The 23,474-nt window shown below is 52.1% G+C and carries 27 protein-coding genes; 10 read left to right on the plus strand and 17 right to left on the minus strand.

The genetic code is table 11. The annotated features are described in order from the left end of the window. Nucleotides 1–164 precede the first annotated feature (164 nt). Together EBA_RS02290 and EBA_RS02295 are read left to right on the plus strand one after the other, a co-directional pair. Nucleotides 165–1,181, plus strand: a complete 1,017-nt coding sequence (locus EBA_RS02290) for a Gfo/Idh/MocA family protein (RefSeq protein WP_192372847.1) — start codon at nucleotides 165–167, stop codon at nucleotides 1,179–1,181. A 51-nt stretch (nucleotides 1,182–1,232) separates the two neighbouring features. After that, nucleotides 1,233–1,637, plus strand: a complete 405-nt coding sequence (locus tag EBA_RS02295; RefSeq protein WP_192372849.1) for an ankyrin repeat domain-containing protein — start codon at nucleotides 1,233–1,235, stop codon at nucleotides 1,635–1,637. A 51-nt stretch (nucleotides 1,638–1,688) separates the two neighbouring features. On the opposite strand, the gene clpB is transcribed toward EBA_RS02295, so the two are convergent. Then, on the minus strand, nucleotides 1,689–4,262 hold the full coding sequence (gene clpB, locus EBA_RS02300; RefSeq protein WP_192372851.1) for an ATP-dependent chaperone ClpB: 2,574 nt from the start codon (nucleotides 4,260–4,262) through the stop codon (nucleotides 1,689–1,691). Nucleotides 4,263–4,555: 293 nt separating this feature from the next. On the opposite strand from clpB, the gene EBA_RS02305 reads away from it, so the two are divergent. The 3 genes from EBA_RS02305 to EBA_RS02315 all read left to right on the plus strand — a co-directional run bounded on the left by EBA_RS02305 (nucleotide 4,556) and on the right by EBA_RS02315 (nucleotide 6,186). Then, entirely contained in the window at nucleotides 4,556–4,759 is a 204-nt protein-coding gene (locus EBA_RS02305) for a cold-shock protein (protein WP_192372853.1), read from the plus strand. A 136-nt stretch (nucleotides 4,760–4,895) separates the two neighbouring features. Then, nucleotides 4,896–5,819 (plus strand): hypothetical protein, encoded by a 924-nt coding sequence (locus EBA_RS02310; RefSeq protein WP_192372855.1) that lies wholly within the window; start codon nucleotides 4,896–4,898, stop codon nucleotides 5,817–5,819. A 112-nt stretch (nucleotides 5,820–5,931) separates the two neighbouring features. Then, nucleotides 5,932–6,186, plus strand: coding sequence for a hypothetical protein (locus tag EBA_RS02315; RefSeq protein ID WP_192372857.1), 255 nt, complete (start codon nucleotides 5,932–5,934; stop codon nucleotides 6,184–6,186). On the opposite strand, the gene EBA_RS02320 is transcribed toward EBA_RS02315, so the two are convergent. From EBA_RS02320 to EBA_RS02370, 11 genes are all read right to left on the minus strand, one after another. Beyond that, nucleotides 6,183–7,034, minus strand: coding sequence for a radical SAM protein (locus EBA_RS02320; protein ID WP_192372859.1), 852 nt, complete (start codon nucleotides 7,032–7,034; stop codon nucleotides 6,183–6,185). The two genes, EBA_RS02315 and EBA_RS02320, sit on opposite strands and share 4 nt — an antisense overlap. Before the next feature lie 45 nt (nucleotides 7,035–7,079). After that, entirely contained in the window at nucleotides 7,080–7,895 is an 816-nt protein-coding gene (locus EBA_RS02325; protein WP_192372861.1) for a formylmethanofuran dehydrogenase subunit C, read from the minus strand. Beyond that, entirely contained in the window at nucleotides 7,892–8,788 is an 897-nt protein-coding gene (gene fhcD, locus EBA_RS02330; RefSeq protein WP_192372863.1) for a formylmethanofuran--tetrahydromethanopterin N-formyltransferase, read from the minus strand. The genes EBA_RS02325 and fhcD overlap by 4 nt, the downstream gene beginning before the upstream one ends. After that, nucleotides 8,785–10,449 (minus strand): formylmethanofuran dehydrogenase subunit A, encoded by a 1,665-nt coding sequence (locus EBA_RS02335; RefSeq protein WP_192372865.1) that lies wholly within the window; start codon nucleotides 10,447–10,449, stop codon nucleotides 8,785–8,787. Before EBA_RS02335 ends, fhcD begins: the two co-directional genes overlap by 4 nt. A 9-nt stretch (nucleotides 10,450–10,458) precedes the next feature. Then, nucleotides 10,459–11,718, minus strand: a complete 1,260-nt coding sequence (locus EBA_RS02340) for a formylmethanofuran dehydrogenase subunit B (protein ID WP_192372867.1) — start codon at nucleotides 11,716–11,718, stop codon at nucleotides 10,459–10,461. Between the two features lie 11 nt (nucleotides 11,719–11,729). After that, nucleotides 11,730–12,107: a 4a-hydroxytetrahydrobiopterin dehydratase gene (locus EBA_RS02345; protein WP_192372869.1), complete on the minus strand. Its 378-nt coding sequence runs from the start codon at nucleotides 12,105–12,107 to the stop codon at nucleotides 11,730–11,732. Between the two features lie 158 nt (nucleotides 12,108–12,265). After that, nucleotides 12,266–12,649: a ClpXP protease specificity-enhancing factor gene (locus EBA_RS02350; protein WP_192372871.1), complete on the minus strand. Its 384-nt coding sequence runs from the start codon at nucleotides 12,647–12,649 to the stop codon at nucleotides 12,266–12,268. Continuing rightward, entirely contained in the window at nucleotides 12,646–13,254 is a 609-nt protein-coding gene (locus EBA_RS02355; RefSeq protein WP_223146634.1) for a glutathione S-transferase N-terminal domain-containing protein, read from the minus strand. The genes EBA_RS02350 and EBA_RS02355 overlap by 4 nt, the downstream gene beginning before the upstream one ends. Nucleotides 13,255–13,427: 173 nt before the next feature. After that, entirely contained in the window at nucleotides 13,428–14,069 is a 642-nt protein-coding gene (locus EBA_RS02360; RefSeq protein WP_192372875.1) for a DUF47 domain-containing protein, read from the minus strand. A gap of 19 nt (nucleotides 14,070–14,088) precedes the next feature. After that, nucleotides 14,089–15,114, minus strand: a complete 1,026-nt coding sequence (locus tag EBA_RS02365) for an inorganic phosphate transporter (protein WP_192372877.1) — start codon at nucleotides 15,112–15,114, stop codon at nucleotides 14,089–14,091. Nucleotides 15,115–15,147: 33 nt separating this feature from the next. After that, on the minus strand, nucleotides 15,148–15,540 hold the full coding sequence (locus EBA_RS02370; protein WP_192372879.1) for a glycine zipper family protein: 393 nt from the start codon (nucleotides 15,538–15,540) through the stop codon (nucleotides 15,148–15,150). Between the two features lie 161 nt (nucleotides 15,541–15,701). Here EBA_RS02370 and rpmH point away from each other — a divergent pair, with 161 nt between their 5' ends. Genes rpmH through mnmE form a run of 5 tightly spaced genes read left to right on the plus strand, consistent with a single transcriptional unit; the run spans nucleotide 15,702 to nucleotide 19,472 of the window. Continuing rightward, entirely contained in the window at nucleotides 15,702–15,836 is a 135-nt protein-coding gene (rpmH, locus tag EBA_RS02375; protein ID WP_013820710.1) for a 50S ribosomal protein L34, read from the plus strand. Continuing rightward, entirely contained in the window at nucleotides 15,837–16,205 is a 369-nt protein-coding gene (gene rnpA / locus EBA_RS02380; RefSeq protein WP_192372881.1) for a ribonuclease P protein component, read from the plus strand. Beyond that, nucleotides 16,187–16,411, plus strand: coding sequence for a membrane protein insertion efficiency factor YidD (yidD, locus tag EBA_RS02385; RefSeq protein WP_082769240.1), 225 nt, complete (start codon nucleotides 16,187–16,189; stop codon nucleotides 16,409–16,411). Before rnpA ends, yidD begins: the two co-directional genes overlap by 19 nt. Before the next feature lie 2 nt (nucleotides 16,412–16,413). Beyond that, nucleotides 16,414–18,132, plus strand: a complete 1,719-nt coding sequence (gene yidC, locus EBA_RS02390; protein ID WP_192372883.1) for a membrane protein insertase YidC — start codon at nucleotides 16,414–16,416, stop codon at nucleotides 18,130–18,132. Continuing rightward, on the plus strand, nucleotides 18,132–19,472 hold the full coding sequence (mnmE, locus tag EBA_RS02395) for a tRNA uridine-5-carboxymethylaminomethyl(34) synthesis GTPase MnmE (protein WP_192372885.1): 1,341 nt from the start codon (nucleotides 18,132–18,134) through the stop codon (nucleotides 19,470–19,472). Before yidC ends, mnmE begins: the two co-directional genes overlap by 1 nt. 409 nt (nucleotides 19,473–19,881) lie before the next feature. On the opposite strand, the gene EBA_RS24510 is transcribed toward mnmE, so the two are convergent. The 5 genes from EBA_RS24510 to EBA_RS02415 all read right to left on the minus strand — a co-directional run bounded on the left by EBA_RS24510 (nucleotide 19,882) and on the right by EBA_RS02415 (nucleotide 23,382). Beyond that, the gene (locus EBA_RS24510; RefSeq protein WP_267873564.1) at nucleotides 19,882–20,013 is read right to left on the minus strand and encodes a hypothetical protein; all 132 of its coding nucleotides are present in this window, start codon (nucleotides 20,011–20,013) and stop codon (nucleotides 19,882–19,884) included. Between the two features lie 240 nt (nucleotides 20,014–20,253). Further along, nucleotides 20,254–20,583, minus strand: coding sequence for a TfoX/Sxy family protein (locus EBA_RS02400; RefSeq protein ID WP_192372887.1), 330 nt, complete (start codon nucleotides 20,581–20,583; stop codon nucleotides 20,254–20,256). 64 nt (nucleotides 20,584–20,647) lie between these two features. Then, nucleotides 20,648–20,986 carry an EF-Tu C-terminal domain-related protein gene (locus tag EBA_RS02405; protein WP_192372889.1) on the minus strand — a complete coding sequence of 113 codons (339 nt, stop codon included), beginning with the start codon at nucleotides 20,984–20,986 and terminating at the stop codon, nucleotides 20,648–20,650. Between the two features lie 281 nt (nucleotides 20,987–21,267). Beyond that, nucleotides 21,268–21,663 (minus strand): hypothetical protein, encoded by a 396-nt coding sequence (locus tag EBA_RS02410; protein ID WP_192372891.1) that lies wholly within the window; start codon nucleotides 21,661–21,663, stop codon nucleotides 21,268–21,270. Between the two features lie 129 nt (nucleotides 21,664–21,792). After that, on the minus strand, nucleotides 21,793–23,382 hold the full coding sequence (locus EBA_RS02415; protein WP_192372893.1) for a SagB/ThcOx family dehydrogenase: 1,590 nt from the start codon (nucleotides 23,380–23,382) through the stop codon (nucleotides 21,793–21,795). Nucleotides 23,383–23,474 lie beyond the last annotated feature (92 nt).

A 23,474-nucleotide genomic window follows, 5' to 3' on the forward strand; every position in this document is an offset into this window, starting at 1 on the left:
TTTTATGCGCGGTGTTTTTATATTGCGCAGGTACCCTGGTTTCTAGCCTCGCTGTTAGTCACGGACTGTACGCTCTCGTATAACTTTTTGGGTTGAGGTGCTTGCGGCGCGCGGACAAGCTGCTAATCTGATAGCTCTCAGCTCATCAGTCCAAAGGTACTGTCATGAATAACCAAGATCAAGCCAAACTTCGATGGGGCATTCTCGGTGCAGCTCGTATCAACGAGCGCCTGTTGCCGGTAATAGTCGAAGCGTCCAACGCGAAGCTGGTTGGCATAGCCAGCCGTCGGGCTGGTGCCGCTGCGCAAACGCTCGCTCAATACGCCCCTTGTCATCCGGAAATACAGCCTTACGACAATCTGGACGCGTTGCTAAACGACGAAGACGTGCAAGCCATCTACTTACCCATGGCTAATCATGAGCATGCGGAATGGGCCTTGCGGGCCATTGAGCACCGTAAGCATGTGCTTTGCGAAAAACCGATGGCGTTGACGGTGGAGGACATTGAGGCGATCGAAACCGCTGCTCGCCGTTACCGGGTGACCGTGATGGAAGGTTTTATGTACCGATTCCATCCGCAGCACGCCCGTGTATTGGAGTTGATCCGGTCCGGTTTGATAGGCGAAATCCGTTCGGTGCGCGCCAGTTACTCGTTCATGATGCGGCCGGCGCGAATGTATCGATTGGCTGAGGATGTCTCGCGAGGCGGCGGGGCGATGTGGGACATCGGCTGTTATGCAATCCATTCATTGCGCATGTTCTTTCAACAAGCGCCCCGCACTGTGACGGCTGTATCCAAATATGTGGAAAGCGGTGCCGACATCACGACTAGCGGCATACTGGATTTTGGCGACGGAAAATTCGCGCATTTCGACTTCAGTTTCGAGCGGGCGCGGCGCTGCGAGTACGAAATTATCGGTACTCAAGGCGGGATCAAATGCCATTTAGTTTGGCAGTTGCCTGGAGATGTGCCGGTCATCTCCTGGTGGACCGAAGACGGTCGGCAGTCAGAAGAGCGCTTGCCTGCTGCTAATCACTTTCGCTTGGAAATAGAGCATTTCAGCGATTGCGTGTTAAATAATAAGGATCCGCAATTGTCATTCAACGATGCCCGAGACAACTGTCGGACCATTGTTGCCGCGCTGCAATCGGCCGCCGAGGGCAGGGTAATCAAAATATGATTCGGCATATCATGTGGTTGGCGACGTGGCTTATTTCCTGCGGAGGTTGATATGATCGGCAAGCTCTCATTTCACAAGCGTCGAGCGGGTGTTGTAGTCGTTTTAACGTTGGCGGCGGCATGCCTATTTCAGGTCGACGTATCGTTTGCCGCAGATGCTGTCAGCGCTAGGAAAGAATTGCAGCAATTGGGTATCGAATATGCCGAGTCGCAATTCGCAGCATCGGCCGGTGCCGGCGATATGCTGGCGGTAAAGCTGTTTCTGGATGCCGGCATGGATGTGAACGCGGGAGGTTCTGCTGCGCTGGGATTGGCTGCCGGTAGAGGGCAGTTGGAAATGGTAAAGCTATTATTGGCCAAGGGTGCAACGCCGACCGCGAATGCATTGCAGTTTGCCCGGACTCGCGGACATAAAGCAATTGAGGATATTTTGGTTCAGGCAGGGGCGAAGGAATAGTAGTCGGGAGCCGGGTTAGACCTTGGTCCAGCCTGGCTCCCGGCGTTATCGTTACTTACTAAAAGTCAGTCCATCGTGAGCGACATCGATTTTTATTACATCCCCGGAAAGGAAATGCCCCGACAGAATTTCATTAGCCAACGGATTTTCCAACTGCCGTTGTATGGCTCGTTTTAGTGGTCGCGCGCCATAAACCGGGTCGAAACCGGCTTCCCCGAGTAAATCCAACGCGGTTTCGCTGATCTCCATGCCGACGTCTTTTTCCTGCAAGCGACGGCGCAACAATTCGATCTGGATTTTGCAGATTGCCCGGATTTGACCATGGGCCAGTGGGTGGAATACCACCGCTTCGTCAATCCGGTTGATGAACTCAGGCCGGAAATGTTGGCCAACGATGTCCATCACCGCATCTTTCATTTCAAGATAATTATCTTCCCCTGAAAGCTCCTGAATCAAGCTGGAACCTAAATTGGAGGTCATCACTATCACGGTATTTTTAAAATCTACCGTGCGGCCTTGTCCGTCAGTCAGTCGGCCGTCGTCCAATACCTGCAACAGCACGTTAAACACATCGGCATGGGCTTTCTCAATTTCATCCAGCAAAATTACCGAGTACGGTTTGCGCCGCACTGCTTCGGTTAGATGGCCACCTTCCTCATAGCCGACATAGCCCGGAGGTGCGCCTATCAAGCGCGCCACCGAATGTTTCTCCATAAATTCCGACATGTCGATGCGTATCATGGCGTCTTCGGTGTCGAACATAAACTCAGCCAAGGCTTTGCATAGTTCGGTTTTACCCACACCGGTTGGGCCCAAGAACAGGAATGAACCGTTCGGTCGATTCGGGTCTGATAAGCCGGCGCGGGAGCGGCGGATCGCATTGCTGACGGCTTTTAAAGCCTCGGTTTGGCCTATCACCCGCTTGCCTAGTTCTTCTTCCATACGCAGCAGTTTTTCGCGTTCGCCTTCCATCATTTTCGAAACCGGGATGCCGGTCCATTTGGAAACGACTTCGGCGATTTCTTCCTCTGTGACTTTGCTGCGCAGCAGTGTTGTTTCCTGCATTTCGGCTTGTGAGGCCAGATCAAGTTCTTTTTCCAGCTTGGGAATATCGCCGTATTGCAGTTCCGACATCCGCGCGTAATCCTGGTTACGCCGTGCAGCTTCCAACTCAAGGCGGGCCTGTTCCAGATGCTCTTTTATGGTGGCAGTGCCTTGTAGCGCGGCCTTTTCCGCTTTCCAGATTTCATCCAGATCGGAATACTCTTTTTCCAGGTCGGCAATTTCCACCTGCAAAATATCCAGGCGTTTTTTCGAAGCCGCGTCGGTTTCATTCTTCATCGCTTCGCGCTCGATTTTTAGCTGAATCAAACGCCGGCCCAGTTTATCCATGGCCTCTGGCTTGGAGTCCATTTCCATCCTAATCCGACTGGCTGCTTCATCGATCAAATCAATCGCTTTGTCTGGCAACTGGCGGTCGGAAATATAACGGTGAGACAGCACGGCAGCAGCGACGATGGCAGGGTCGGTGATGTCGACACGGTGATGAATCTCATAACGCTCTTTCAAGCCGCGGAGAATGGCCACGGTGTCTTCAACCGACGGTTCATCGACCAGCACCTTTTGAAAGCGTCGTTCCAGTGCGGCGTCTTTTTCGATGTATTGACGATATTCATCCAATGTCGTAGCGCCCACGCAATGTAGCTCGCCGCGCGCCAAGGCTGGTTTAAGCATGTTGCCGGCGTCCATTGCGCCTTCGGCCTTGCCGGCCCCGACCATGGTGTGCAACTCATCGATAAACAAGATTACTTGGCCTTCCATTTTAGCGACGTCGTTCAGCACCGCTTTCAAGCGTTCTTCAAACTCGCCGCGAAATTTGGCCCCGGCAATCAGCGCAGCCATATCCAGCGACAGCAATTGCTTGCCCTTGATACCCTCGGGTACTTCGCCGTTGACGATACGTTGCGCCAACCCTTCCACAATCGCAGTTTTTCCGACGCCAGGTTCGCCGATCAATACCGGATTATTTTTGGTACGACGTTGCAACACTTGAATGGTGCGGCGGATTTCGTCGTCGCGGCCGATTACCGGGTCGAGCTTGCCAAGTTCTGCGCGTTCGGTCAGGTTGATGGTGTATTTTTTCAGGGCCTGACGTTGATCCTCGGCATTGGCGTCGTTGATATTCTGACCGCCGCGCATGTTTTCGATGGCTTTTTCAACCGAGGAGGCGGTGACGCCGGCCTGTTTTAGGAGTTTTTGCAAGGAGCCGCTGGCTTCCATTGCAGCCAATAGAAACAACTCGCTGGAGATAAACGCGTCTTTACGTTTTTGCGCAAGTTTGTCGGTCAGATTCAGCATCCGCGATAGTTCGTTGGAAATCTGCACATCGCCGCCAGCACCGGAGACGCTGGCCAGACTGTCTATTTCCTTGGTCAACTCGTTGCGCAGCGCGTTGACTTGAATACCAACCTGCATCAGTAACGGCTTGATACTGCCACCTTCCTGATCGATTAACGCCAACATCACATGCAAAGGCTCTATGAATTGGTGGTCCTTACCTAGCGCCATGCTTTGCGCGTCGCTGAGCGCTTGTTGAAATTTACTGGTTAATTTATCCATTCGCATGCTGCGTACCTCTTTTGGAATATCAATTGTGTTGGCGCAGAGATGGGGCGTTATGCGACGCTTTTCAAGCGATGACTGGCAGATAAGTCCACAATTTTACGGATGAAATTATTGCTGTTGTTTGCCGGGTTTGCATGGACATCGTTGGTAGCCTTGCTAAATGTTTCAAAGTACAATGTCGCCGCTCAGATAACAGATGTTGAGGGATTATGGCCATTGCTAGTCAGCAGGTCCGGTTGTCAATATTGTCGGTCTGCGTAACCATTAGTTTTATTTTGTAGGAGTTTTTAAAAATGGCAACAGGCACTGTAAAGTGGTTCAACAATACCAAAGGGTTTGGATTTATCGAGCCTTCCGAAGGCAAAGAAGATGTGTTTGTGCATCATTCTGTTATTAAGGGCGATGGTTTTAAAACCTTGTCTCCAGGCCAATCGGTGCAATTCGATATCGAGTCCGGTCCTAAGGGTTTAACTGCTGCGAACGTCCTGCCCAGATAAGCGTTAACGGTTACGGGTAAAAAGGCTCTTGCTTGCAAGGGCCTTTTTTATGCCCGAAACAAAATGGATTTATTGATCGATGGCAATATAACCAAGTTATAATGCAACCATCCCTTCCAAACCGGCGTAACTAATTATGGCACGCGAATTTTCCTCTTTAAAACAAATGGATACCCCTGTCAAAGTGCTGTTTACCGGCTACTTGACTACCGTTGCGGTCGGGTATTTGATGGCTCTAATCCAGATTCTGTTTACTCACGGTATGGCTGACGGCAAGTTTGGCTTGTCCATAGACGATATTGTCTACAGCTATTACGGCAATCGCTCGGGAACCGTGCTGGAAACTAAACTGAACGGCTCCATGAAGGAGAACGCCTCCGAACGGGAACGTTTCGCCATTATTCAATGGGTGCGCGATGGTGCCGATAAGGATGATTTTATCGATAACGGTGTCGATAAAATCATTCAGGAACGGTGTGTGATGTGCCACAACAAAGATGCGTCGGTTCCCGATTTGAGCGATTTTAAAGTGTTGAAGGAATTGACCAAGGAAGACGAAGGCGCCACCTTTAGTTCGCTGACCCGGGTTTCGCATATTCACTTGTTCGGCATTAGCTTTATCTTCATGTTTGTTGGTTTGATTTTCAGTTTTTCGGAAACCAGTACCATCAAATACAAATGTATCGCGATCGGCATGCCTTATGTGTTTTTGCTGGTAGATATTTTGTCGTGGTGGTTGACGAAGCTGGATCCGATGTTCGCGTGGCTGGTGATCGTGGCGGGCGGCGGCATGGCGGTGTCGTTTGCGTTTATGTGGACGGTGTCCGTCGCGGAAATGTGGCTGTTCGATAGTGTATTTCTCGATGCGGGCGGTCAGCCTAGACAGCAGTGGAGCACCGTAGTCGAGGCTAAATTTAAACAGATTGGCGGAGAATCTGCCGCTAAAAAATTAGGTGAGTTTCTGCAGCAAACCGGGGCCTATGGCTGGTCGAAATTTCAGAGCCAAGGTTTGCCGTTGTTGAAGGCGCTGTACCTGAAAATATTCAAAAAAGACAAATAGTTAGCTAAGTGTGACTAGGTAGTCAAAACGGCGTTGAGAAGTTAAAGTTCCGCGCTTGGCAAGCCGATAGCCGGAGCGGTATGATGCAAATTCGATTTGCAGGAGGTGTACCATGATTAGCAACGCACTGAGTAGCGCAACCAGTCTGATCAGCAATGCTCAGCAAAAGGCCAGCACGGCCGCACAAACCGTCGCCAATTTGCCGGTGCAAGCCCAGGAAGTCGGCGGCTCAAAAGATGTCGGTGCCGCCGATTTATTCAAGCCGGTGTTAAGCCTGAAAGAGGCTGAGTTGGAAACGTCGGCTGGCGCCAAAGTTATCAAGGCTCATGAAAAAATGTTGGGCTCAATAATTGATATTAAAGCCTAATGGCTAACGCTGACATCATAGCCCAGAGCTTTGATGTCAGCGGCAAAGGCATTCATCTCTTCAAAACTCATCCTTTCTAAATTGTCTGCTTCCGCTTGGCAAGATTGTCTGGCCACACTGTAAAGCATGATTTCGTGCAGTTTGATCTTGCTAACCTGTAATTCCTGCAAAAGCGCCAAATAGGCCTGTTTTTCGCTGTCCAACCAGGCTTGCTGATAATGCAGCATGCAGGATTGTAATTTGGTTGGGCATAAGCTGGTGGCAATCTTCAGGTGTTCCAATAACTTTTGCTGGCTTTGGCCGGTGTTGTTGATCAGCTTGCGGCCCTGTTCTGTCGCGCTGTCCAGTTTGAACCATAGTTCGCCGTCATAACGGTCCAATTCCACCAAGCCAGCTTGCACCGTCGATTGGTGTATCAAACTGCCATTGCTGATCAATACGAATTTGCCGGCCGGAAACACGCCTGAGTCCGTGGCGATCTGGCCAATCAAACGGACGGCTTTATCGAAATCTATCAGGCTGGTCGGTTCGCCGTTGCCGGAAATAGCGATATCCTTGATAACGCGTTGCTCGACTTCTACGTTAAATTGCTCGAAAAAAGCACCGTGTTGCACGTAATCCAGAAAGAAACACAATTCCTGCTCCAGTAATGCAAAATCCATTTCCGGTGCATTGCCGCGCTGTAATTCCGGTACCTGACAATAAATACAACGCCAGTTGCAGGCGTTGTTAGGGTTGAAATTTACACCTATCGACAAACCGCGGGCACGGCGGGAGATGACGGGGTAAACGTATTTCAGGCCTGCAACGTTACGGTTGTGATTTGTCGTTGTGAGTATTGGTTTCACTTGAGAGGCGCCGCGCAAACCGTAGCCAATTTACGCGGTAATGGATTAGATTCGAACCAACACTTCGCCGCGTCCGGTTTCCGCCATGTCACCGCCGTAACGTTGCACGCGGTTAAACGCCGCGCCGCTGTCTGCAAAACGGGAATCGAAGGATTTGAAAGACGCAAATAGTATCGGCAAAAAAGCCAGCGTATGCGAACCGCAGTCGTTGAAGGTGGCAGACAGTTGCGGTTGATTCCACAGCAGTAAGGTACCGCGCCGCATCGCATAGCCTAAATAGCGACCGGTGCTACCCATCACCGCGATGGTGCCAGCCAGCATTCGTGAGCCGCAATAATCGCCGGCATTGCCTTCAATCAAAATTTGGCCACGGCGCATGTGATCGCCGGCGCGTTGACCGACATTGCCTCTTACCAGGACCGTGCCGCCCTTCATGCCTTGCTTGTTGCCGGGCAATGCTCCACCCAGAAAGTCGCCGGCATCGCCGTCGATCTGGATCAGGCCGTTTTTCATTTCGCAGGCGGCGTATAAACCGGTATCGCCACTAACGCTGATACTGCCTGATTTCATTTGCATGCCCAGATAAGCGCCGGCATCGCCTTGCACGCTGATACTGCCGCCATCCAATTCCTTGCCGATAAAATCCAGTTTGTTGATGCTGCCGGCAACGATGATTTCTTGGGTATTTTTGCCGGTAATGTAAAACAAATCGTCTACGCGCAGACGGCTTTTGCCGGTTTGCAGGGTAATGGCGGCAATGGCATTGACGTCCAAACCTTGCAGTTTTTGGCAAACCAGCGGCGACATATCGACGCGTTGTGTGGGTTGCTGTTCCTTCAGGGTAAAGGTTAACGCGCTCATGCCATGATCTCCTGCAAATGAAAGTGGAATGGACCCAGTTTGCCGCCGTAATTGCCGGCGCTGATGCGTTTGATGCCGTTGGCGGCACCCAGGTCGCAAACCGCTTGAATACCCACGCGCATGGCCTTGTCTATGTCTTCCTTACTTAAACCGTCGATGACGATTTCCATCACTGACTCAATCTCAGGTGACAAATCGGTCTTAGTGATACCTTTCAAGGTGGGACAGAAAGCATCGTTGGTCGATGCCCCCAATGAAGCATATTTTGAACCGACCTTGGAACCGGAGCGCACCACGCCGCCGGGGAAGGGCATGATGACGTTAGGCATTTTGCGCATTTCCTCAATCGCCGCCTCGCAGGCCGCCAAAGCTTGTGGTTGTGATTCGGCCAGCACCAGGAAGTTACCGCCGCCGACCGCATCGACCATGCCGGTGGTCGCTTCGGTCAGAAATTCACCGTCCATCACTGGTACGCGCCAGTAGCGCTTGCCGCCGATTTTCTTGGCGATTTGAAAGCCGTCGCCGAAGTAGCGTAGGTTTTTGCCCAAAGGAATGGGCTTGCCGCCTTCGATGCCGGCAAATAAGGCAGACGTCGGTGAGGTTAATACGCATTGGCCAGCGCGGGTTTCCAATTGCTTGGCCAAACCCTTGCCGCCCATCGCATAGATCATGATTGCCACGCCGGGCCGTCCGTCCGGGGTTTCGTCAGGGCTCAACACCCGTTCGATACCTGCCTCGCAGCCGCAGGCAATTACCGATGTTGCAAAGCCGGTCATGGCTTGCGCGGAAATCATCGCCCATTTTTCGTTCTGAGCGGTGATGATGGCCCGCGTCGCCTTCATCGGGAAGGCTTCGGCGAAGGTTTTGTCGATGGTTACGCCATTAATGATCATGCTGCACCTCTTAATGGATGCGCCGTCAAGCTGCCGCGTCCGTCTTCGCTAATTTCGTCGTCGCTGATTTTAAAGTTGCCGAGTTTCATGGTCAGGTATTTGTCGAAATAAGGTTTGAGATCTTTTTCGATGGACAGGTCGTATTCCGGTTTGACGATGTGGGTTGTGCCCCAGGTTACTTTGACGACTTGGCCGTCTTTCACCACCAATTCGCCGTCCTTGAATACGTAATCCGGCTTGGTAAACATCGCCTGCCTATCAGCATTTTCGGTGTAAATGGTTATGTCGGCCCAGTTACCGGCGCTCAACGCGCCACGGTCCTTCAAGCCTATGATGCGGGCAGCACCGGCGCGGGTCATGATTGCTATTTCGTTCAAGCTGTACTCGCGTTCGATAGACGCCAGCGTGGTCATTTTCTGCGCTTCCGGGTGTATCGTTGCCAGCATATCGTTACGGAAGCTGCGGTCCATCAGCAGGCGGATCAGGTGCGGATAGCTGGTGAACGGTGCGCCGTTCGGGTGATCGGTGGTCAGGAATATTCGCCAAGGATCGTTGACCAGCAGAAAGATTTCCAAACCGATCGCCCATTGCAAGGCGTTGACGAAATTCTGGTCTTTATATTTGAACGGCACCACGCCGCAACCGGCATCGCATTCGATGTCCATGCACACCCACTTATTAGGGCTGGCAAAGCGGTGGTTGGCGTGTTGGCGCATGTTATCGCCGGAGGCGGTAACGGTTTGTCCGAACAGGATCTGGCCGACATCGGCCGTAATGTTTGGGTTACTATTGATCGCTTCGGCAATTTGCGCAGCGCCGGAGGAGAATTTGAAATCGCCTTCTTTACCGTAGCTGTGGAACTGAATATGGGTCAAGTGCACCGGCAAACCTTCGACGCCTTGAATGGTATTTAAAGTAGTTTCCAGGTTGCCGGGTACACCCAGGTTGCAGCCGTGTACATGTAGCGGATGGGTAATGCCGAGTTCTTGCACGGCCCTGGCCAGGGTTTGCAGGATTTGTCTGGGCGTGACAGCGTAATGGCTGTTTTGCTCGTCCAGATCCAGTTTGCGCTGATTAAATTTAAACGCGCTGATGCCGCCGGCATTCACCACTTTGATGCCGATGCCTTTGGCGGCATTTAAGTTCCAGGCCACGTAATCGTTGATGGCTTTTTGGTCTTTGTTAGCGGTCATCATCCGCAGCAGGAAGTCGTCGCTGCCCATCATCACATAGCCGCCTTTGTCGACAATGGGCGTGTCGCCCATTTCCATGTGCGCTTGGCGAGCATTGATCGGCAATACTGCGGGTTCGAAGCAAGCGGTGTAGCCCATTTCCGCGTAACGGTAGCCCGCCACGTAAGTGCTGGGCATGGCGTGACCGTTGCCGGAGCGGGTTATAGGCGTGCGATGCACCGGATCCATGCGGTGGTCTTCCGGCAACAGGGTGCGGGCGATATTGCCTTTGCCGCCACCGATATGGGTGTGCATGTCGATGGCGCCGGACATGACCACTTTGCCGCGTAAATCGTATTCGTGATCGACTGGGCGTCCGTCTGTCGGCGCATCGATAATGCGGCCATCCTGAATGTAAATGTCTTGCTGTTGGCCGTCGACGCCGCTGGCCGGATCGTAAACGGTACCACCTGTGAGTTTTGTCAGCATATCGGCTTCCTACAGTGCTTGTTCGATGGCGGTCAGGACTTCGGCGGTACTGGGTAGGCCGGAGTCTCGCAATTTTTTCAGACGGATCGCCACCACATTATCCAGACGGTAGGCATGGCCGGCATGGTCGATGCCGGGCGTACCGACCGGAATGAATACATCGGGCTCTTCCTCAAATTTCATGCCGGAGCGGCCGACAACGATGGTCGGTAAGGCGGTTTTTGGCGGCAGTGCGCTGCTATTAAAAGCCTGCACCCAAACCAAGGCATCGGCTTCGCCATTATCTAAAAGTGCTTGGGTTTCGTAGAGATACGGATCGTACTCGGGGTAGCCACGGGCAAAGTTGACGCGCGCGGGGTAGCCGGTCGTCCAACCGCAGACTTGATTGGCGGTTTGATCGCCTTCCTTGCCGCCCAGCGGAAAGCCGGAGCAGCGGGTGCCCAATTGATTGAGGTCCTTAACGATACTGCACAGGGTTTGTACGGTCAGCTCGGCTTGATCGAATGCCAATGCCGCTGCGCCCCAAAGTACGACGCCGTAGTGAGCAGCTTTCAGTTTGTCGGCGATGGCTTGCAGATCGGTAATGGCGATGCCGGCGACGCTGTGCGCGTGTAGCAAGTGGCCTTTAACCAGGGCTGACAATGCGGCGGTTAATTCCGGTAAGTCGGCGTCAGCACAAGGCAGAACGCTAGCTTTTTGGCCGGTCGGAGACGTTGAGGCGTTTCCGGAGGGCGCTTTACCCAGATAAATAATGTCGCGGTTAGCCGTGCTGTCGAGAAACATCGATTCCTCGTTCCAGAGATATTTTTCGAAAAAACGTGGCGCAAAAGCTTCCAAGTCGGTGCCAACCACCAGCAACAGATCGCAACGGTTTTTCAGTTCGGCTAGCGTGGTGTTCATCCAGCCGGAATCTTGCAAAGCCAGCAAATTGCGGCGGGCATTGTTGAAATTCAGGTTATCGACCGCCGCGCCGCTTTTATCGGCCAAAGCCAGCAGGGCGCGCATGCCGTTAACGTCGGTCGCACAGCCGCCAATCAAGGGCTGATTAGTGCCACGCAACAGTTCGGCGGCTTTGCGTGTCGCGGCTTCCAGGCTAACCAACTGGCCGGCGATGCGCGGTGTGGTGTCGGTGATCGCTTGTTCGAAAGCCGGTGTATTGACCGCGCAGCCGTTTGTGGTCACTTTCAGTGTTGCGCCGTCCACCTGTATGCTCAGGTCGTCGGTACCGATGCCGCAAAAGGGGCTGGGCACCTCGGTTATTTCAGTCATAAGAAAAGTCCTCAATCTTTTTTGATGTATTTGAAACGGGGGTCGTCGGGTGTGCCTTCGAAAATGCCGGCGGAGGTTTCCGCAGCATCCCACATCACCACTTCTTCAATTTTCTTGGCCAAGGTAAAGTCTTTGTCTGTGATGCCTTTGGCCGAATGCGTGACCAGTTTGACGATCACAAACGCATAGGAAACGGTTAGATCCGGGTGGTGCCAAGCTTTTTCCGCTAAGTGACCGACAGTGTTTACTACCATCAAAGTGGCTTTCCAGCCGCTGGTCTTGATTTTGCGGCGGATCCAGCCGTTCTCGTAATACCAGTGCGGTAGTTCTTGTGTTAAACGCTCGGCGATTTCGGTTTCGCTATAGACCTTGGCTGTATCGTGCGACATCGTTTATCCCCCCGGATTTAAATGACTCGGCATTCTAGCGCACAGTTTAGTCGGTGTCTTGACGGTGTACAGGTGTTTACTGGGTTTCGGCGCTAATTATTGGTCGGCTGACTGAAGAATATGCCGGGGCCGGGCATGCTTCTCGGCATTAGCGTTGCTTATTTAACAACCCTTAACTGTGGTCTTTGCGGGGGTTTAGGCTCTGTCGGCGTCGGCGGGTTTTCGTCTTCGTTTTCTTCAGGGTCAAAAATCATGCCCTTGCCGTTTTCCTTCGCATAGATGGCCAATACGGCTTTGCACGGCGCGATTATGCGCATGGGCTTGCCGGAAAAACGGGCGTTGAACTGGATTTCTTCATTGCCCAGCACCAAACCTTGGATGGCTTCGGGACGCATGTTTAGCACGATTCTGCCGTCTTCCACAAAGTCGCCCGGCAGCGTCACTCCAGGATGGTCGGCATTTACCAACAGATGAGGAGTCAGGCTGTTGTCGACGATCCACTCGTAGATCGAGCGAATCAGATACGGTTTTAGTGGGGTCATTTGCTTGGGGTTTGCATCATGTCTTTTTCTTCACGGCTCAGGCTTTCTTGAAAAGCCCGTCTGGAGAAGAGGCGGTTGGCGTAGGCGGTGATGCCTTTGCCTAGGCTGGCGATGTCGATGCCGATGCTAGGTAGCCGCCATAAGAACGGCGCCATTGCGCAATCGATCAGGGAATATTCTTCACTCATGAAATAGGTTGTGGCCTCAAATACCGGCGCGGCTGCCATCAAGCTTTCTCGCAGCATTTTTTTGGCTTTGGCGGCTTTTTTATCGCCGTTGACTAGTACGTCATCCAGTAACGGATACCACTCTTGATCGATGCGTTTGATCAGCATCCGGGCGTTGGCGCGCGAGACCGGGTCCATTTGGTGCAAGGCGGGATGCGGGAAGCGTTCGTCCAGATATTCCATGATGATGCGGGCATCGTAAAGCACCAAATCGCGCTCGACGAAAGTCGGTGCATTGCCGTTGGGGTTCAGTTCCAGCAAGTCTTCGGGCGGGTCGTTCGGGTCGAAAAACTCGATTTCCGCTGGTACACCTTTTTCGTATACGACCAGCCTGGCACAGTGGCTCAAAATGCAGGTTGGGGATGAAAAAAGAGTCATTGCGGATTTTCGGCTGGTAATGTTTGCCACGAAGTGAACCTCTTTGAGTAACGGGATTTAAATCGGGGCAGATTGTAGCATGGATGATTGGGCTTTTGGGGCCGATGCCCACCGCAGTCGCCCGTTGAAAATAAGGGGCTGAGCGGGGCTTTTTGCCCGACTTGCAGTACTATTTAGCCGAGTTTGACGATGATGTCTTCCAGGACGTTGGCGGTGGCATGCACCTTGTCGGCAGCATTGGATAGATGTCGGTAAAGCTCGCGTTGTTTAAACATGTTTAAGTAGTCTTGGCCTTGGAACAGCTCGGCGATGGCTTTGCGGTACATCTTTTCGATGCGGCGTTCCGAATGCCTCGCGGCGAAGGCGTGTTGTTCAGCTTCGGACGGATGCTTGCCCAATATCGCAAAGCCGCGTTCCAGGGCTTTAATGCCGACTTGCAGCTCGATTACCATCGCTTGCGAATGGCGGTCGGGGTTAAGTTCCAGCGCTTCCATTTCGTTATACGTGCTTTTGCAATAGGTGACGATGCTGTCCATGGAGGCGATGGCGCGGTAGATGTCTTCGCGGTCTATCGGCGTGGCAAACGAGCTGTTGAGTTCGTGCAGGTTATGCATGCGGATTCGGTCGGCTTCGTGCTCGTCTTCTTTCAACATCTTGCCGGCTTCTACGGATTCGCTGGCCATGAAACGGACCAGGTTGTCGACAGTAATGCAGACCTGCTGACATTGTTGGTGCAGCAATAGAAAGAAGTCGGCGGTTTTCGGGAATATTCTTTGATACAGGCGGGAGGCTAGTGAAAGCTTGGGGGATGGCATGCGAAACTACAGGGCCTATTTATGTAAGAAAATAATCGAATATTAGAAAGCTAATGCTCGCAATGATTGCCGAGCCGGGGATGGTGATAAGCCAGGTTTGCAAAATTTCGATGGCCTTTCCCCAGCGCACTGCTCTTGGACGATCCGATGCGCCGATACCCATGATCGACGATGCCACTACGTGTGTTGTCGAAACCGGGGCGCCGAGCAGCGAACTGCCAAAAATCGTCAGGCATGCGCTAAGTTGCGCGTTCAGAGCGTGGATCGGGCGGATTTTATAAATCGCAAAACCCAGGGTGCGCACTATGCGCCAGCCGCCGGTTAACACGCCGGCGGTCATCGCGCTGGCGCAAAATAGCATCACCCAGGTCGGTACCCGGAAACTGTCGATTTCACCGCTAAGTAACAATATCAAGGTCAACATACCCATGCTTTTTTGTGCGTCGTTGGCGCCGTGAGAAAAGGCCAGTGCAGCGGCTGTCAACCATTGGGCGTGGCGTAGCTGCTGGTTGATGCTTGGCGATGCGGCTCGCAACAAAAACATAGTCAGTCGTTGCAGCGCAAAGCCGACCAGAAAGCCCAATATCGGCGAGAGCAATAAAGCCAGCAGGATTTTACTGAAGCCGTGTATCCGGCCATGGCTTAAATCATTGAATCCCCAATCTATGGGGTCACTGCCTATGCCGATTAGCGTGGCGCCTATCAAGCCGCCCACCAGTGCGTGCGACGACGACGACGGCAGGCCGCGCCACCAGGTAAACAAATTCCAGAACACTGCGGCGAAAAGTCCGGATACCACGATTAATAGTGCATCGGCTTTGGGGATGGCGGATAGATCGAGCAAGGTGCCGATGGTGTTGGCGACGGCGGTACCGCCTAGTAGCGGGCCCAGGAATTCGAAGCCGGCAACCACCATGACCGCCTGCACCGGAGTCATCGCCCGTGAGGCAATGGCTCCGGCAATTATGTTGGAGGCATCATGAAAACCATTGGTGTAGTCGAATACCAGTACAATGATGATCGTAACGACTATAAACGGAACCAATGCCTCCAAAATAGTGATGGTGGGTTATGCTGGTTAATTGACCACGTTGTGCCCACGTTGTCTGAGGCAGTTTCGGTAGGCGTTTTTATAGCTATCGTTGGAGTGCATGCCTTGTTGTGCTCCGCCGCCAATACCGCCTGCCGCCGCGCCGATGGCCGCGCCAGTGCCAGGATTGCCGACTACCGCACCAATTGCCGCACCGCCCGCCGCGCCTATCAAGCCGCCAACGGCTGCGCCCGTGGCCGTATCTTTAACGGTACTGGCCGATTGCGAAGCCAACTGCTCGCATTCCTGCATGTCCTGGTTCAAGCGAAATGCATTGGGGTCGTTATAAGTATCCACGGTAGGGGTCCAGCCGGTGGTCGTGGCGCAACCGGCGACTAACAGACTGGTTGCTAAAATCGATTTAAACGGTAATTTATGCATGACAAATCTCCTTTAGTGATGCTGAATACAGCAGTAGTGTTCCAGAGATTAGCCCATTTTGCACCGTTTTGGAAATGAACAAGTCAAATTGACAGTAGCAAGGCTGTAACGTATTATTCGCAGCCTTTTTTATCCGTTTTTATCAACATAGGCAGTAGCACATGAAAAGAACTTATCAACCAAGCAAACTCAAACGCGCCAGAACCCATGGCTTTCGTGCCAGAATGGCTACCGTTGGCGGCCGCAGAGTGATTAATGCGCGCAGAGCTAAAGGCCGCGCATCGCTGACGGTTTAATTGTCGGCGGAAGATTTCGGCTTTTCCGATCAGTATCGGCTAGGGACGCCTGCTGAGTATAAAAAAGTATTTACCAATCCCGTAAAATCGACAGATAAATATTTTACGGTGTTGGCGACGAGCAATATCCTGCCGCATCCGCGGCTGGGTTTGGCCATCGCAAAAAAAACTATAAAAAAAGCAGTCGCAAGGAATCGCATAAAAAGGGCTGTCAGGGAAAGTTTTAGATTACAGCGTCAACATATCGTCAGCATTGATATTGTTGTTTTGGCAAGAGGCGACGCAGCAAATGCAGCCTCGCCGATATTGAGGAAGTCATTGGAAAGGCATTGGCATAAACTGGTAGATCGATGCGATTCCTGCTCATAACCCTGATCAAGCTTTACAAATACTTCATAAGTCCTTTGCTGGGACCCAGATGTCGTTTTTATCCCAGCTGTTCAAGTTATGGCTTAGAGGCAATCCAGATTCATGGTGCTTTCAAAGGCTCTTACCTCACGCTTCGACGATTATTGAAATGCCATCCCTTCCACGAGGGTGGCATCGATCCTGTTCCGGAAAAATTGAGTAAATAACAATGGATAACATAAGATTTGTACTTGTCATGGCGATGTTGATGATCTCCTACATGTTGTGGGAATCATGGCAGATTGATTACGGTCCCAAGCCGCAGGCCATCATCTCCGACAAGCCCATTGTTGCTGGCGATGCCGGCACCGTGGCTAATGTGGATCAAGCGCAACCAGGTAGCCAACAAGCCGCTGGTCAGGCCGTTGCCGCGCAAATAGCCGCCGACAAAGTCATCAAAATCAAAACCGATGTGTTTGCATTGGAAATCGATACCGAGGGCGGGACCTTACGCAATCTCGATCTATTGCAATATCCGCACGAAAAAGTAAATTCCGCGGTTAATGCGGCCTACGCTTTGATCGGTATGCAAGCACCTGAGAAAGATTTATCGCCTATCCGTCTGTTCGATAGCAGCCCCGAAAAAATGTTCTTGGCGCAAACCGGTCTGGTAGCCAGCCAAAACTCCGCCGCAGCCCCCGATCACCATGCCGTGTTTACTGCCGAGCAAACCGCTTACGAGCTGGCGGACGGCCAAGAGCAAATCAGTATTCCATTGAGCTGGACCGATCAGCAAGGTTTGAAAGTCACCAAAACTTTTACCTTCAAACGCGGCAGCTATCTGGTGCAAGTCGAGCAAAAAGTCGTCAACCAAACCGCCAACCCCTGGGTTGGTAAACAGTACGACCAATTGCTACGGGTTGAACACAGCGATAAAAGCAATAATAACTTCATCAGAACCTATTCCGGTGGCGTGGTTTACACCGAAAAAGACAAGTATAAAAAAGTTAAGTACGAAGACATGGCGGACGACACTTTAAACGTGGTCAGCCAAGGCGGTTGGAGTGCGTTTATCCAGCATTATTTTGCTGCTGCCTGGATTCCGCCTGCGGATCAGGAAAACCATTTCTACACCAAAGCATTGAATGATGCGCGCTATGTCATCGGCTCCTATTCACCGGATGTCAGCGTGCCCGCCAATGGCGAAGCAGTGCTTAAGTCGCAATTGTTTGTCGGCCCCAAAATCCAACCGATCATGGAGGCTGTGGCGCCTGGTTTGGAATTGACAGTCGATTACAGCTGGTTGACCGTGGTTGCCAAGCCGATTTATTGGCTGTTAAACCAAATCTATGGCTACGTCGAAAACTGGGGTGTGGCGATTTTGGGTGTCACTCTGTGTATCAAATTGTTGTTCTTCAAGCTGTCTAAAGCCAGCTTCCAGTCCATGGCAAAAATGCGCAAAATTCAGCCGCGTTTGAAAGAGCTGCAAGAACGTTATCCCGACGACCGCCAGAAGTTCAACACTGAAATGATGGCGATGTACAAAAAAGAAAAGGTCAACCCCTTGGGCGGCTGTTTGCCGATCATGGTGCAGATCCCGGTATTTATCTCACTGTATTGGGTATTGATCGAAACGGTGGAATTGCGTCAGGCTGAATTTGCCTTGTGGATTCACGATCTATCCGCGCAAGACCCGTTCTATTTGCTGCCGATTCTGTACGGTATCACCATGAAGATTCAGCAAAGTTTGAATCCGGCGCCTATCGATCCGCTGCAAGCGCAGGTGATGAAAATGTTCCCTATCGTGTTCACCGTGTTCTTCCTGTTCTTCCCGTCCGGTTTGGTACTGTACTGGATTTGCAACAACAGCTTGTCGATCATCCAACAGTGGTACATCACTAAACACGTGCTCGAAGAGGATGCGCACAAGCATAGCGTAGTACCTTAATGCTAGACGGCGACACCATAGCCGCCATTGCCACGCCGCCCGGTAACGGCGGCGTCGGCGTCATTCGCATCTCCGGGCCATCCGCGCCCGGACTCGCGCAAAGCCTCACTGGCAAAGCGCTTCCCAAACCCCGCTACGCTCAATTTGCCAATTTTCTCGATGCCGATGGCCGGATAATCGACAGCGGCTTGTTGCTGCATTTTGCCGCGCCGGCTTCATTCACCGGCGAACAGGTTATCGAACTGCAAGGCCACGGTGGCAGTGTGGTGCTGGATATGCTGCTGCGGCGGGTGCTGGCATTGGGCGCGCGCTTGGCTAACCCTGGTGAATTCAGCCAGCGAGCTTTTCTAAACAACAAAATCGACTTGGCACAAGCCGAAGCGATAGCCGACCTGATCAGCAGCGGCACCGAACAAGCGGTGCGCTCCGCCCAGCAATCCATGCAGGGCGTGTTTTCCGAACAAATCAACGAACTGATAGACGAACTGATCGAGCTGCGGGTGTTTATCGAAGCGGCCATCGATTTTGTCGACGAAGAAATCGACTTTCTCGGTGACGGTGTGCTGGCAGGGCGCATAGCACGCTTGCAAACCAAGCTCGCCGACATCGGCAAAACCGCCCAGCAAGGCAGACTTTTGCACGACGGCATGACCCTGGTATTAGCCGGCAAGCCCAATGCCGGCAAATCCAGCTTGTTAAATGTCTTGGCCGGCCACGACGCGGCCATTGTCACCGACATCGCCGGCACCACCCGCGACGTCTTGCGCGAACGTATTCAGTTGGACGGCATGCCCTTGCATGTGATCGATACCGCCGGCTTGCACGATAGCGACAATCCCGTCGAACAGGAAGGCATCCGCCGTGCTCGCCAGGAAATCGCCAAGGCCGACCGGATTTTATTGTTGATAGACAGCACCGACCCGGACAGCGCCAGCCTGGATGCCAGTCTGCCTGCCAATATCGCCATTACCAAAGTCTTCAATAAAATCGATTTGGTCGGAGGCCAAGCTAAAGTCTTGGAAACCCCGCAAGGCACGGAAATCCATTTATCCATCAAGCACCGGCTGGGCCTGGATTTGCTGCGCCAACATTTGAAGCAAAGCATGGGGTTTACGGAAAGTGCGGACAATGTATTTGTCGCCAGAACCCGGCACATTCAGGCTTTGCAACTGGCGGCACAAGCCGTTGATCGCGCTGCCGAGCAATTGCAGCATCAAGCCCACGAACTGGTCGCGGAAGAGTTGCGTCAAGCGCAAACCAGCTTGTCCACCATCACCGGCGAATTTACCTCCGACGATCTACTAGGCGAGATTTTCTCCAGTTTTTGTATCGGAAAATAGCCAGGCTTCCGGCTTGTTCCGAAATAATCTTGCTAAATCCTGTCAAATCCACCTGAAATTGTGCCCAAAATGAAACTGTGTCATGGGTACAAATTGACGGAGGGGCTTATGGCGCTTAGCTAAGTCAAATTGCAAAACTTGAAGGTCAAGAACACCGCTTATCAATAATCGGCGGAAAATTTGGCGCTTGCGTCAACGATTATTTGGCAAACAGGAAAATATTAGCTTCTGAGAATACCCACTCACAGTTTGGCCGAAGCCCGTCAGTGGCAATTGGATTGCGTCGCCTTGGTCGCTCGTGGACTGTTGCCCATGGCCTTGAAGGGGCCGATGCTTTTCTCATTCCCGCTATTGGAGAAATGCAAATTACGGACATCACCGGCAGCAATGACGGATACTTGCTAAATAGTTAAGCGCTCAGCGGGTATTTCTGGATGAGGTGAAAGATAGATGAGTTAAGCTGTTCATCGGTAGCCAACGGCCAGAAGGCGACAGATGACGAAGCAATTTCAATGATCCCTACCTGTTCATTAACTGCCACATGATCTCCCTCAGTCTTTAGGATGCATAAGCGATAGCGTCATGCATCGAGCAGTTGGAGCAAAGGCGGCGATGGCGCTCCGCTTATCCGCCCGACGGCCCTTTCTGTGCTGGCACATTCAAAAATACAATGAGATTTTAAATTCATCACGTCTACCAGTAGTGACGCACGGCTATCTGTGCTTAACGTATTTCATAAGGGGCCGTGCGCTTCAGAGCAGCGTTCCGCTTGATGGATAAGTTAGGCATTTTTCTTTTTGGGCTTTGGTAACGGAAGTTCATTATCTGTTGCCTGAATTAACTGACTGAACCAGTCTCGGTCTTCCCATAGATCGGCAGTGATGAGTATATGAGGTTTTGCACCAGGGTATGGTGCCCTTTCTATTGTTTGCCGCACCATGCTGTGGCCTGCGTTTGTTGGTTTGAGATACAACTGGTCATCGCAGACCAATGCAACGGGTTTGCCTGCCAAATAAAGGCAATACTCCCCAAACATTTTCTTCGTGCTCACATTGGCTAAACCCGCGAGCTGGTCTAATAGAAAATCTATCGTGGCTTGAGATGTTGCCATATTCAATGCCTAACGTGAGGCTAAGGGGCGCGCAGCGAAGCGGAGCGCCCCTTTGAGCGCAGTGTTATGCATTTGTTTTCTTCGCACGATTTGCTGACACTTCAAGTTCAAGAATTTGAGTAATTTTCCCTCGGCCGACGATACGTGCGCCTTCTCTAATTTCAAACTTCATGTTGGGATAAAGTTTCCCCCAATGTTCTGCAGGGCTGAGGAAACCCAAATAGGCTCTGACGGTATCACCAGGATTGACTTGATTGACATCAGGGTAAACATGCCTAGCATCCCAATCGTGCCCCTCATAATAAAACTGAGGGCGATAGTCGTTAAAGGCGGGAGTACTTCGCCCTCCTTCTTCGGGCTTAAGGAAGTAAATTTCGGCCTCAATATCGTGCGGGATTCTCATCGTGTATCAGATGCGTAACTAGTAATTAGAAAGTTCTGTATATCCACCGAAAAATGACTTTCGACAAGATAATTTATTGATCAGCATATGATTTTCCCTTCTGTATATCATCAATGACTAGCCACAACCCTGTTATCTCGACAGAGTAATCGTTCGCTATCTACTTTAGATACAGGCGAAATTTGTGCCTAATTGTTTCATCCAAAAAGGCAACAAATTGATTTATTGGGTCAAACGTATGTTTTCTATATTCTGTATCGAACCACCTGCAGCGGGCCCGATCAATCAATTTGTTCTAACACTACCGGCTTAGCGCTAAATACCTCGGCAACCAGTTCCAATTGTGCGGCAAACAGCGGCAGGGTTGGGATTTTCCAGGCTTTGCCGGTAAATTTAGCCAGGATGTTGTTCAACCAAAGCCGGTCCGAGTTGGCGCGGTGAATGATGAAGCGATAGGACTCGCCGTCGTTGAATACCGCAAAATCTTCCAAGGTAACTTCTATGGTGTGTTCCTCGCCGTAAAGCCGGGTCTGCACATACACTTTGCGGGCGTCCAGGTCGAAGTTGAACTGGGTCAACTCGGCAATGCCTTTCATGATGATGTTGGCACCCCAAATGATCAGCGCGTTGGGGGTTAATTTGATGACAAAACGGATCAAGTTGGATTTAAAACTCATGGCTGGCCTTTAGGTGTTCGCAAGGATAAAGCCATGATTCTAAACGTTGTTGGCGGGATTGTTTCGTAAATATTTCAACTGGTCTAACGCGCCCGCCAAACTCCCTGTTTGGCGGGCGCTCGCCGCCGATTAACTCAAATGCGCATAAGCCGGAAAAGTTTGCAGGCGATTGTCTTCCAGCGGTTCGCCGATGGTAAAGTGATACAGACTTTGCCAGCCGTTATCTTTTAATCCCAATACGCCGTGTACCGCATCGTCGAAGAAACAGCCGATGCCGGTGCCGCGCACGCCGGCGGCTTCCGCTTCCAGGTATAAAATCTGTCCCAGCAGGCCGCTTTCCCAGAATAGCCGACGATAGCGCCAAGCTTCGGCTTCCACATTGTCGGCAAAGCGCGCCAACATCCCTAAGCTAAACGCACTGTCGCTGGCGATGGGTTGGTGACAGGACAGGGTTTTTGCGGCTTGCCTTACGTTGCCGGCCGTCAGCCGATAAAATTCGAACGGTGCTTCCACCGTTTGCCATACGTAGTCGGTGGAACAAACAGCCTTTAGCTCGGATGCGGCATCGGCGCTGCGTGGCAGTAAATACAAACCAGGTTCCAGGCCGTCTACCCGATGTACGAATAACACAATATTGATCTGAGCCGACCAATTCCAGGCGCTAAACGGCGGTTTGGCATTGGGCAGCAACGCGGCCAGCATCCGGTGAAAATCCGCCAAGGGTAGATCCGGCGATTTGCCATTAAAGTGCTGGGCACTGCGGCGTTGACGAATTATTGTGCTGGCCGGGAGATTTTGGCTGGGTTGTGGCAAGGCCAGACTTGGCAGTGTCGGGCGTTCTGCGGCGGTGGCGGGTTTTACCGCATGCGCTGAGACTTCGTCGATAATCGGCCAGCGGTAAAAATGCCGGCCGCTCAAACGTTCGGCTTTGCCGAACCATTCGGCGGATTGGCTTAGTCCTGGCAAATGTAACGTAGATAAATCCTCTTCGATGCCTGGCATTGCATGCAGACGGCAGAATACATCCGGAGTTTCGTGTTCGGTAGCGACAAAATCGTCGCTGCGGTCCAGCCCTAGCCAGGCGGCGATGTCGGTATCGGAAGTCTCGCTCAGTAGTTCAATCGACCAGCCCAGGCCTGCGGCGGCGTAACTCAAGCCCGCCAGCGCATGGCCGATGTCGTGCTGACAATAGCGGAAGGCTCGTTCGCCGTATTTCCAGGCTTCCCGCCAATGGACGGATGACAGGCCTATGTAAACTTCCTTAGCTGCCGTATCCGCAGTAAACCGGCTGCGGCGTTCCAGATGATGATCGTGACTAACGTAGTGATACACGCCAGCTGGTAATAAATCCGGATCGGTACAAAGCAAATACGCTTCGGTGGGATGCAAATTGCCGCTGGATGGGTTGCAGCGCAAGGGCCAGCGGTCCGGACCAAATTGCTTCCAGGCCGACAAACCGAAAGACAATTCCAGCAGCAGGCCCAGATTGGCCGGGTTTAATGGCCGAGGATCGATTCGCTCCGGTTTATCTAAATCGGCAAACGAATGACTGAGATCGGCACCGGGCAAGGGCAACTTCACCGTTTCGCAGCCGCCAAAGCGTCGGAATGGATTGGGTTGGTCGTCCCAATCCAGCGATTCCGGGCCTTTGGCGTAGGCGTTCAGTTGGTGTTTGGTGCGGTTGTGGTATTGGATCACGGACTCAGAAGCAGTGGACATTGGCTGGCCTTAAGTAAGGTGAGTATTTAATTCATTCAAGCACACGCTATGGCTGGGTGCATAGAAACCTTTGACGGCGCCTATTCCTTCCC

The sequence above is a fragment of the Methylomonas albis genome (assembly GCF_014850955.1).
GTDB lineage: Bacteria > Pseudomonadota > Gammaproteobacteria > Methylococcales > Methylomonadaceae > Methylomonas > Methylomonas albis.

Coding starts and splice junctions, on each gene's coding strand:
- EBA_RS02290 (WP_192372847.1), top strand. CDS start 165: ATGAATAACCAAGATCAAGCCAAACTTCGATGGGGCATTCTCGGTGCA.
- EBA_RS02295 (WP_192372849.1), top strand. CDS start 1,233: ATGATCGGCAAGCTCTCATTTCACAAGCGTCGAGCGGGTGTTGTAGTC.
- clpB (WP_192372851.1), bottom strand. CDS start 4,262: ATGCGAATGGATAAATTAACCAGTAAATTTCAACAAGCGCTCAGCGAC.
- EBA_RS02305 (WP_192372853.1), top strand. CDS start 4,556: ATGGCAACAGGCACTGTAAAGTGGTTCAACAATACCAAAGGGTTTGGA.
- EBA_RS02310 (WP_192372855.1), top strand. CDS start 4,896: ATGGCACGCGAATTTTCCTCTTTAAAACAAATGGATACCCCTGTCAAA.
- EBA_RS02315 (WP_192372857.1), top strand. CDS start 5,932: ATGATTAGCAACGCACTGAGTAGCGCAACCAGTCTGATCAGCAATGCT.
- EBA_RS02325 (WP_192372861.1), bottom strand. CDS start 7,895: ATGAGCGCGTTAACCTTTACCCTGAAGGAACAGCAACCCACACAACGC.
- fhcD (WP_192372863.1), bottom strand. CDS start 8,788: ATGATCATTAATGGCGTAACCATCGACAAAACCTTCGCCGAAGCCTTC.
- EBA_RS02335 (WP_192372865.1), bottom strand. CDS start 10,449: ATGCTGACAAAACTCACAGGTGGTACCGTTTACGATCCGGCCAGCGGC.
- EBA_RS02340 (WP_192372867.1), bottom strand. CDS start 11,718: ATGACTGAAATAACCGAGGTGCCCAGCCCCTTTTGCGGCATCGGTACC.
- EBA_RS02345 (WP_192372869.1), bottom strand. CDS start 12,107: ATGTCGCACGATACAGCCAAGGTCTATAGCGAAACCGAAATCGCCGAG.
- EBA_RS02350 (WP_192372871.1), bottom strand. CDS start 12,649: ATGACCCCACTAAAACCGTATCTGATTCGCTCGATCTACGAGTGGATC.
- EBA_RS02355 (WP_223146634.1), bottom strand. CDS start 13,254: ATGACTCTTTTTTCATCCCCAACCTGCATTTTGAGCCACTGTGCCAGG.
- EBA_RS02360 (WP_192372875.1), bottom strand. CDS start 14,069: ATGCCATCCCCCAAGCTTTCACTAGCCTCCCGCCTGTATCAAAGAATA.
- EBA_RS02370 (WP_192372879.1), bottom strand. CDS start 15,540: ATGCATAAATTACCGTTTAAATCGATTTTAGCAACCAGTCTGTTAGTC.
- rpmH (WP_013820710.1), top strand. CDS start 15,702: ATGAAAAGAACTTATCAACCAAGCAAACTCAAACGCGCCAGAACCCAT.
- yidD (WP_082769240.1), top strand. CDS start 16,187: ATGCGATTCCTGCTCATAACCCTGATCAAGCTTTACAAATACTTCATA.
- yidC (WP_192372883.1), top strand. CDS start 16,414: ATGGATAACATAAGATTTGTACTTGTCATGGCGATGTTGATGATCTCC.
- mnmE (WP_192372885.1), top strand. CDS start 18,132: ATGCTAGACGGCGACACCATAGCCGCCATTGCCACGCCGCCCGGTAAC.
- EBA_RS02400 (WP_192372887.1), bottom strand. CDS start 20,583: ATGGCAACATCTCAAGCCACGATAGATTTTCTATTAGACCAGCTCGCG.
- EBA_RS02405 (WP_192372889.1), bottom strand. CDS start 20,986: ATGAGAATCCCGCACGATATTGAGGCCGAAATTTACTTCCTTAAGCCC.
- EBA_RS02410 (WP_192372891.1), bottom strand. CDS start 21,663: ATGAGTTTTAAATCCAACTTGATCCGTTTTGTCATCAAATTAACCCCC.
- EBA_RS02415 (WP_192372893.1), bottom strand. CDS start 23,382: ATGTCCACTGCTTCTGAGTCCGTGATCCAATACCACAACCGCACCAAA.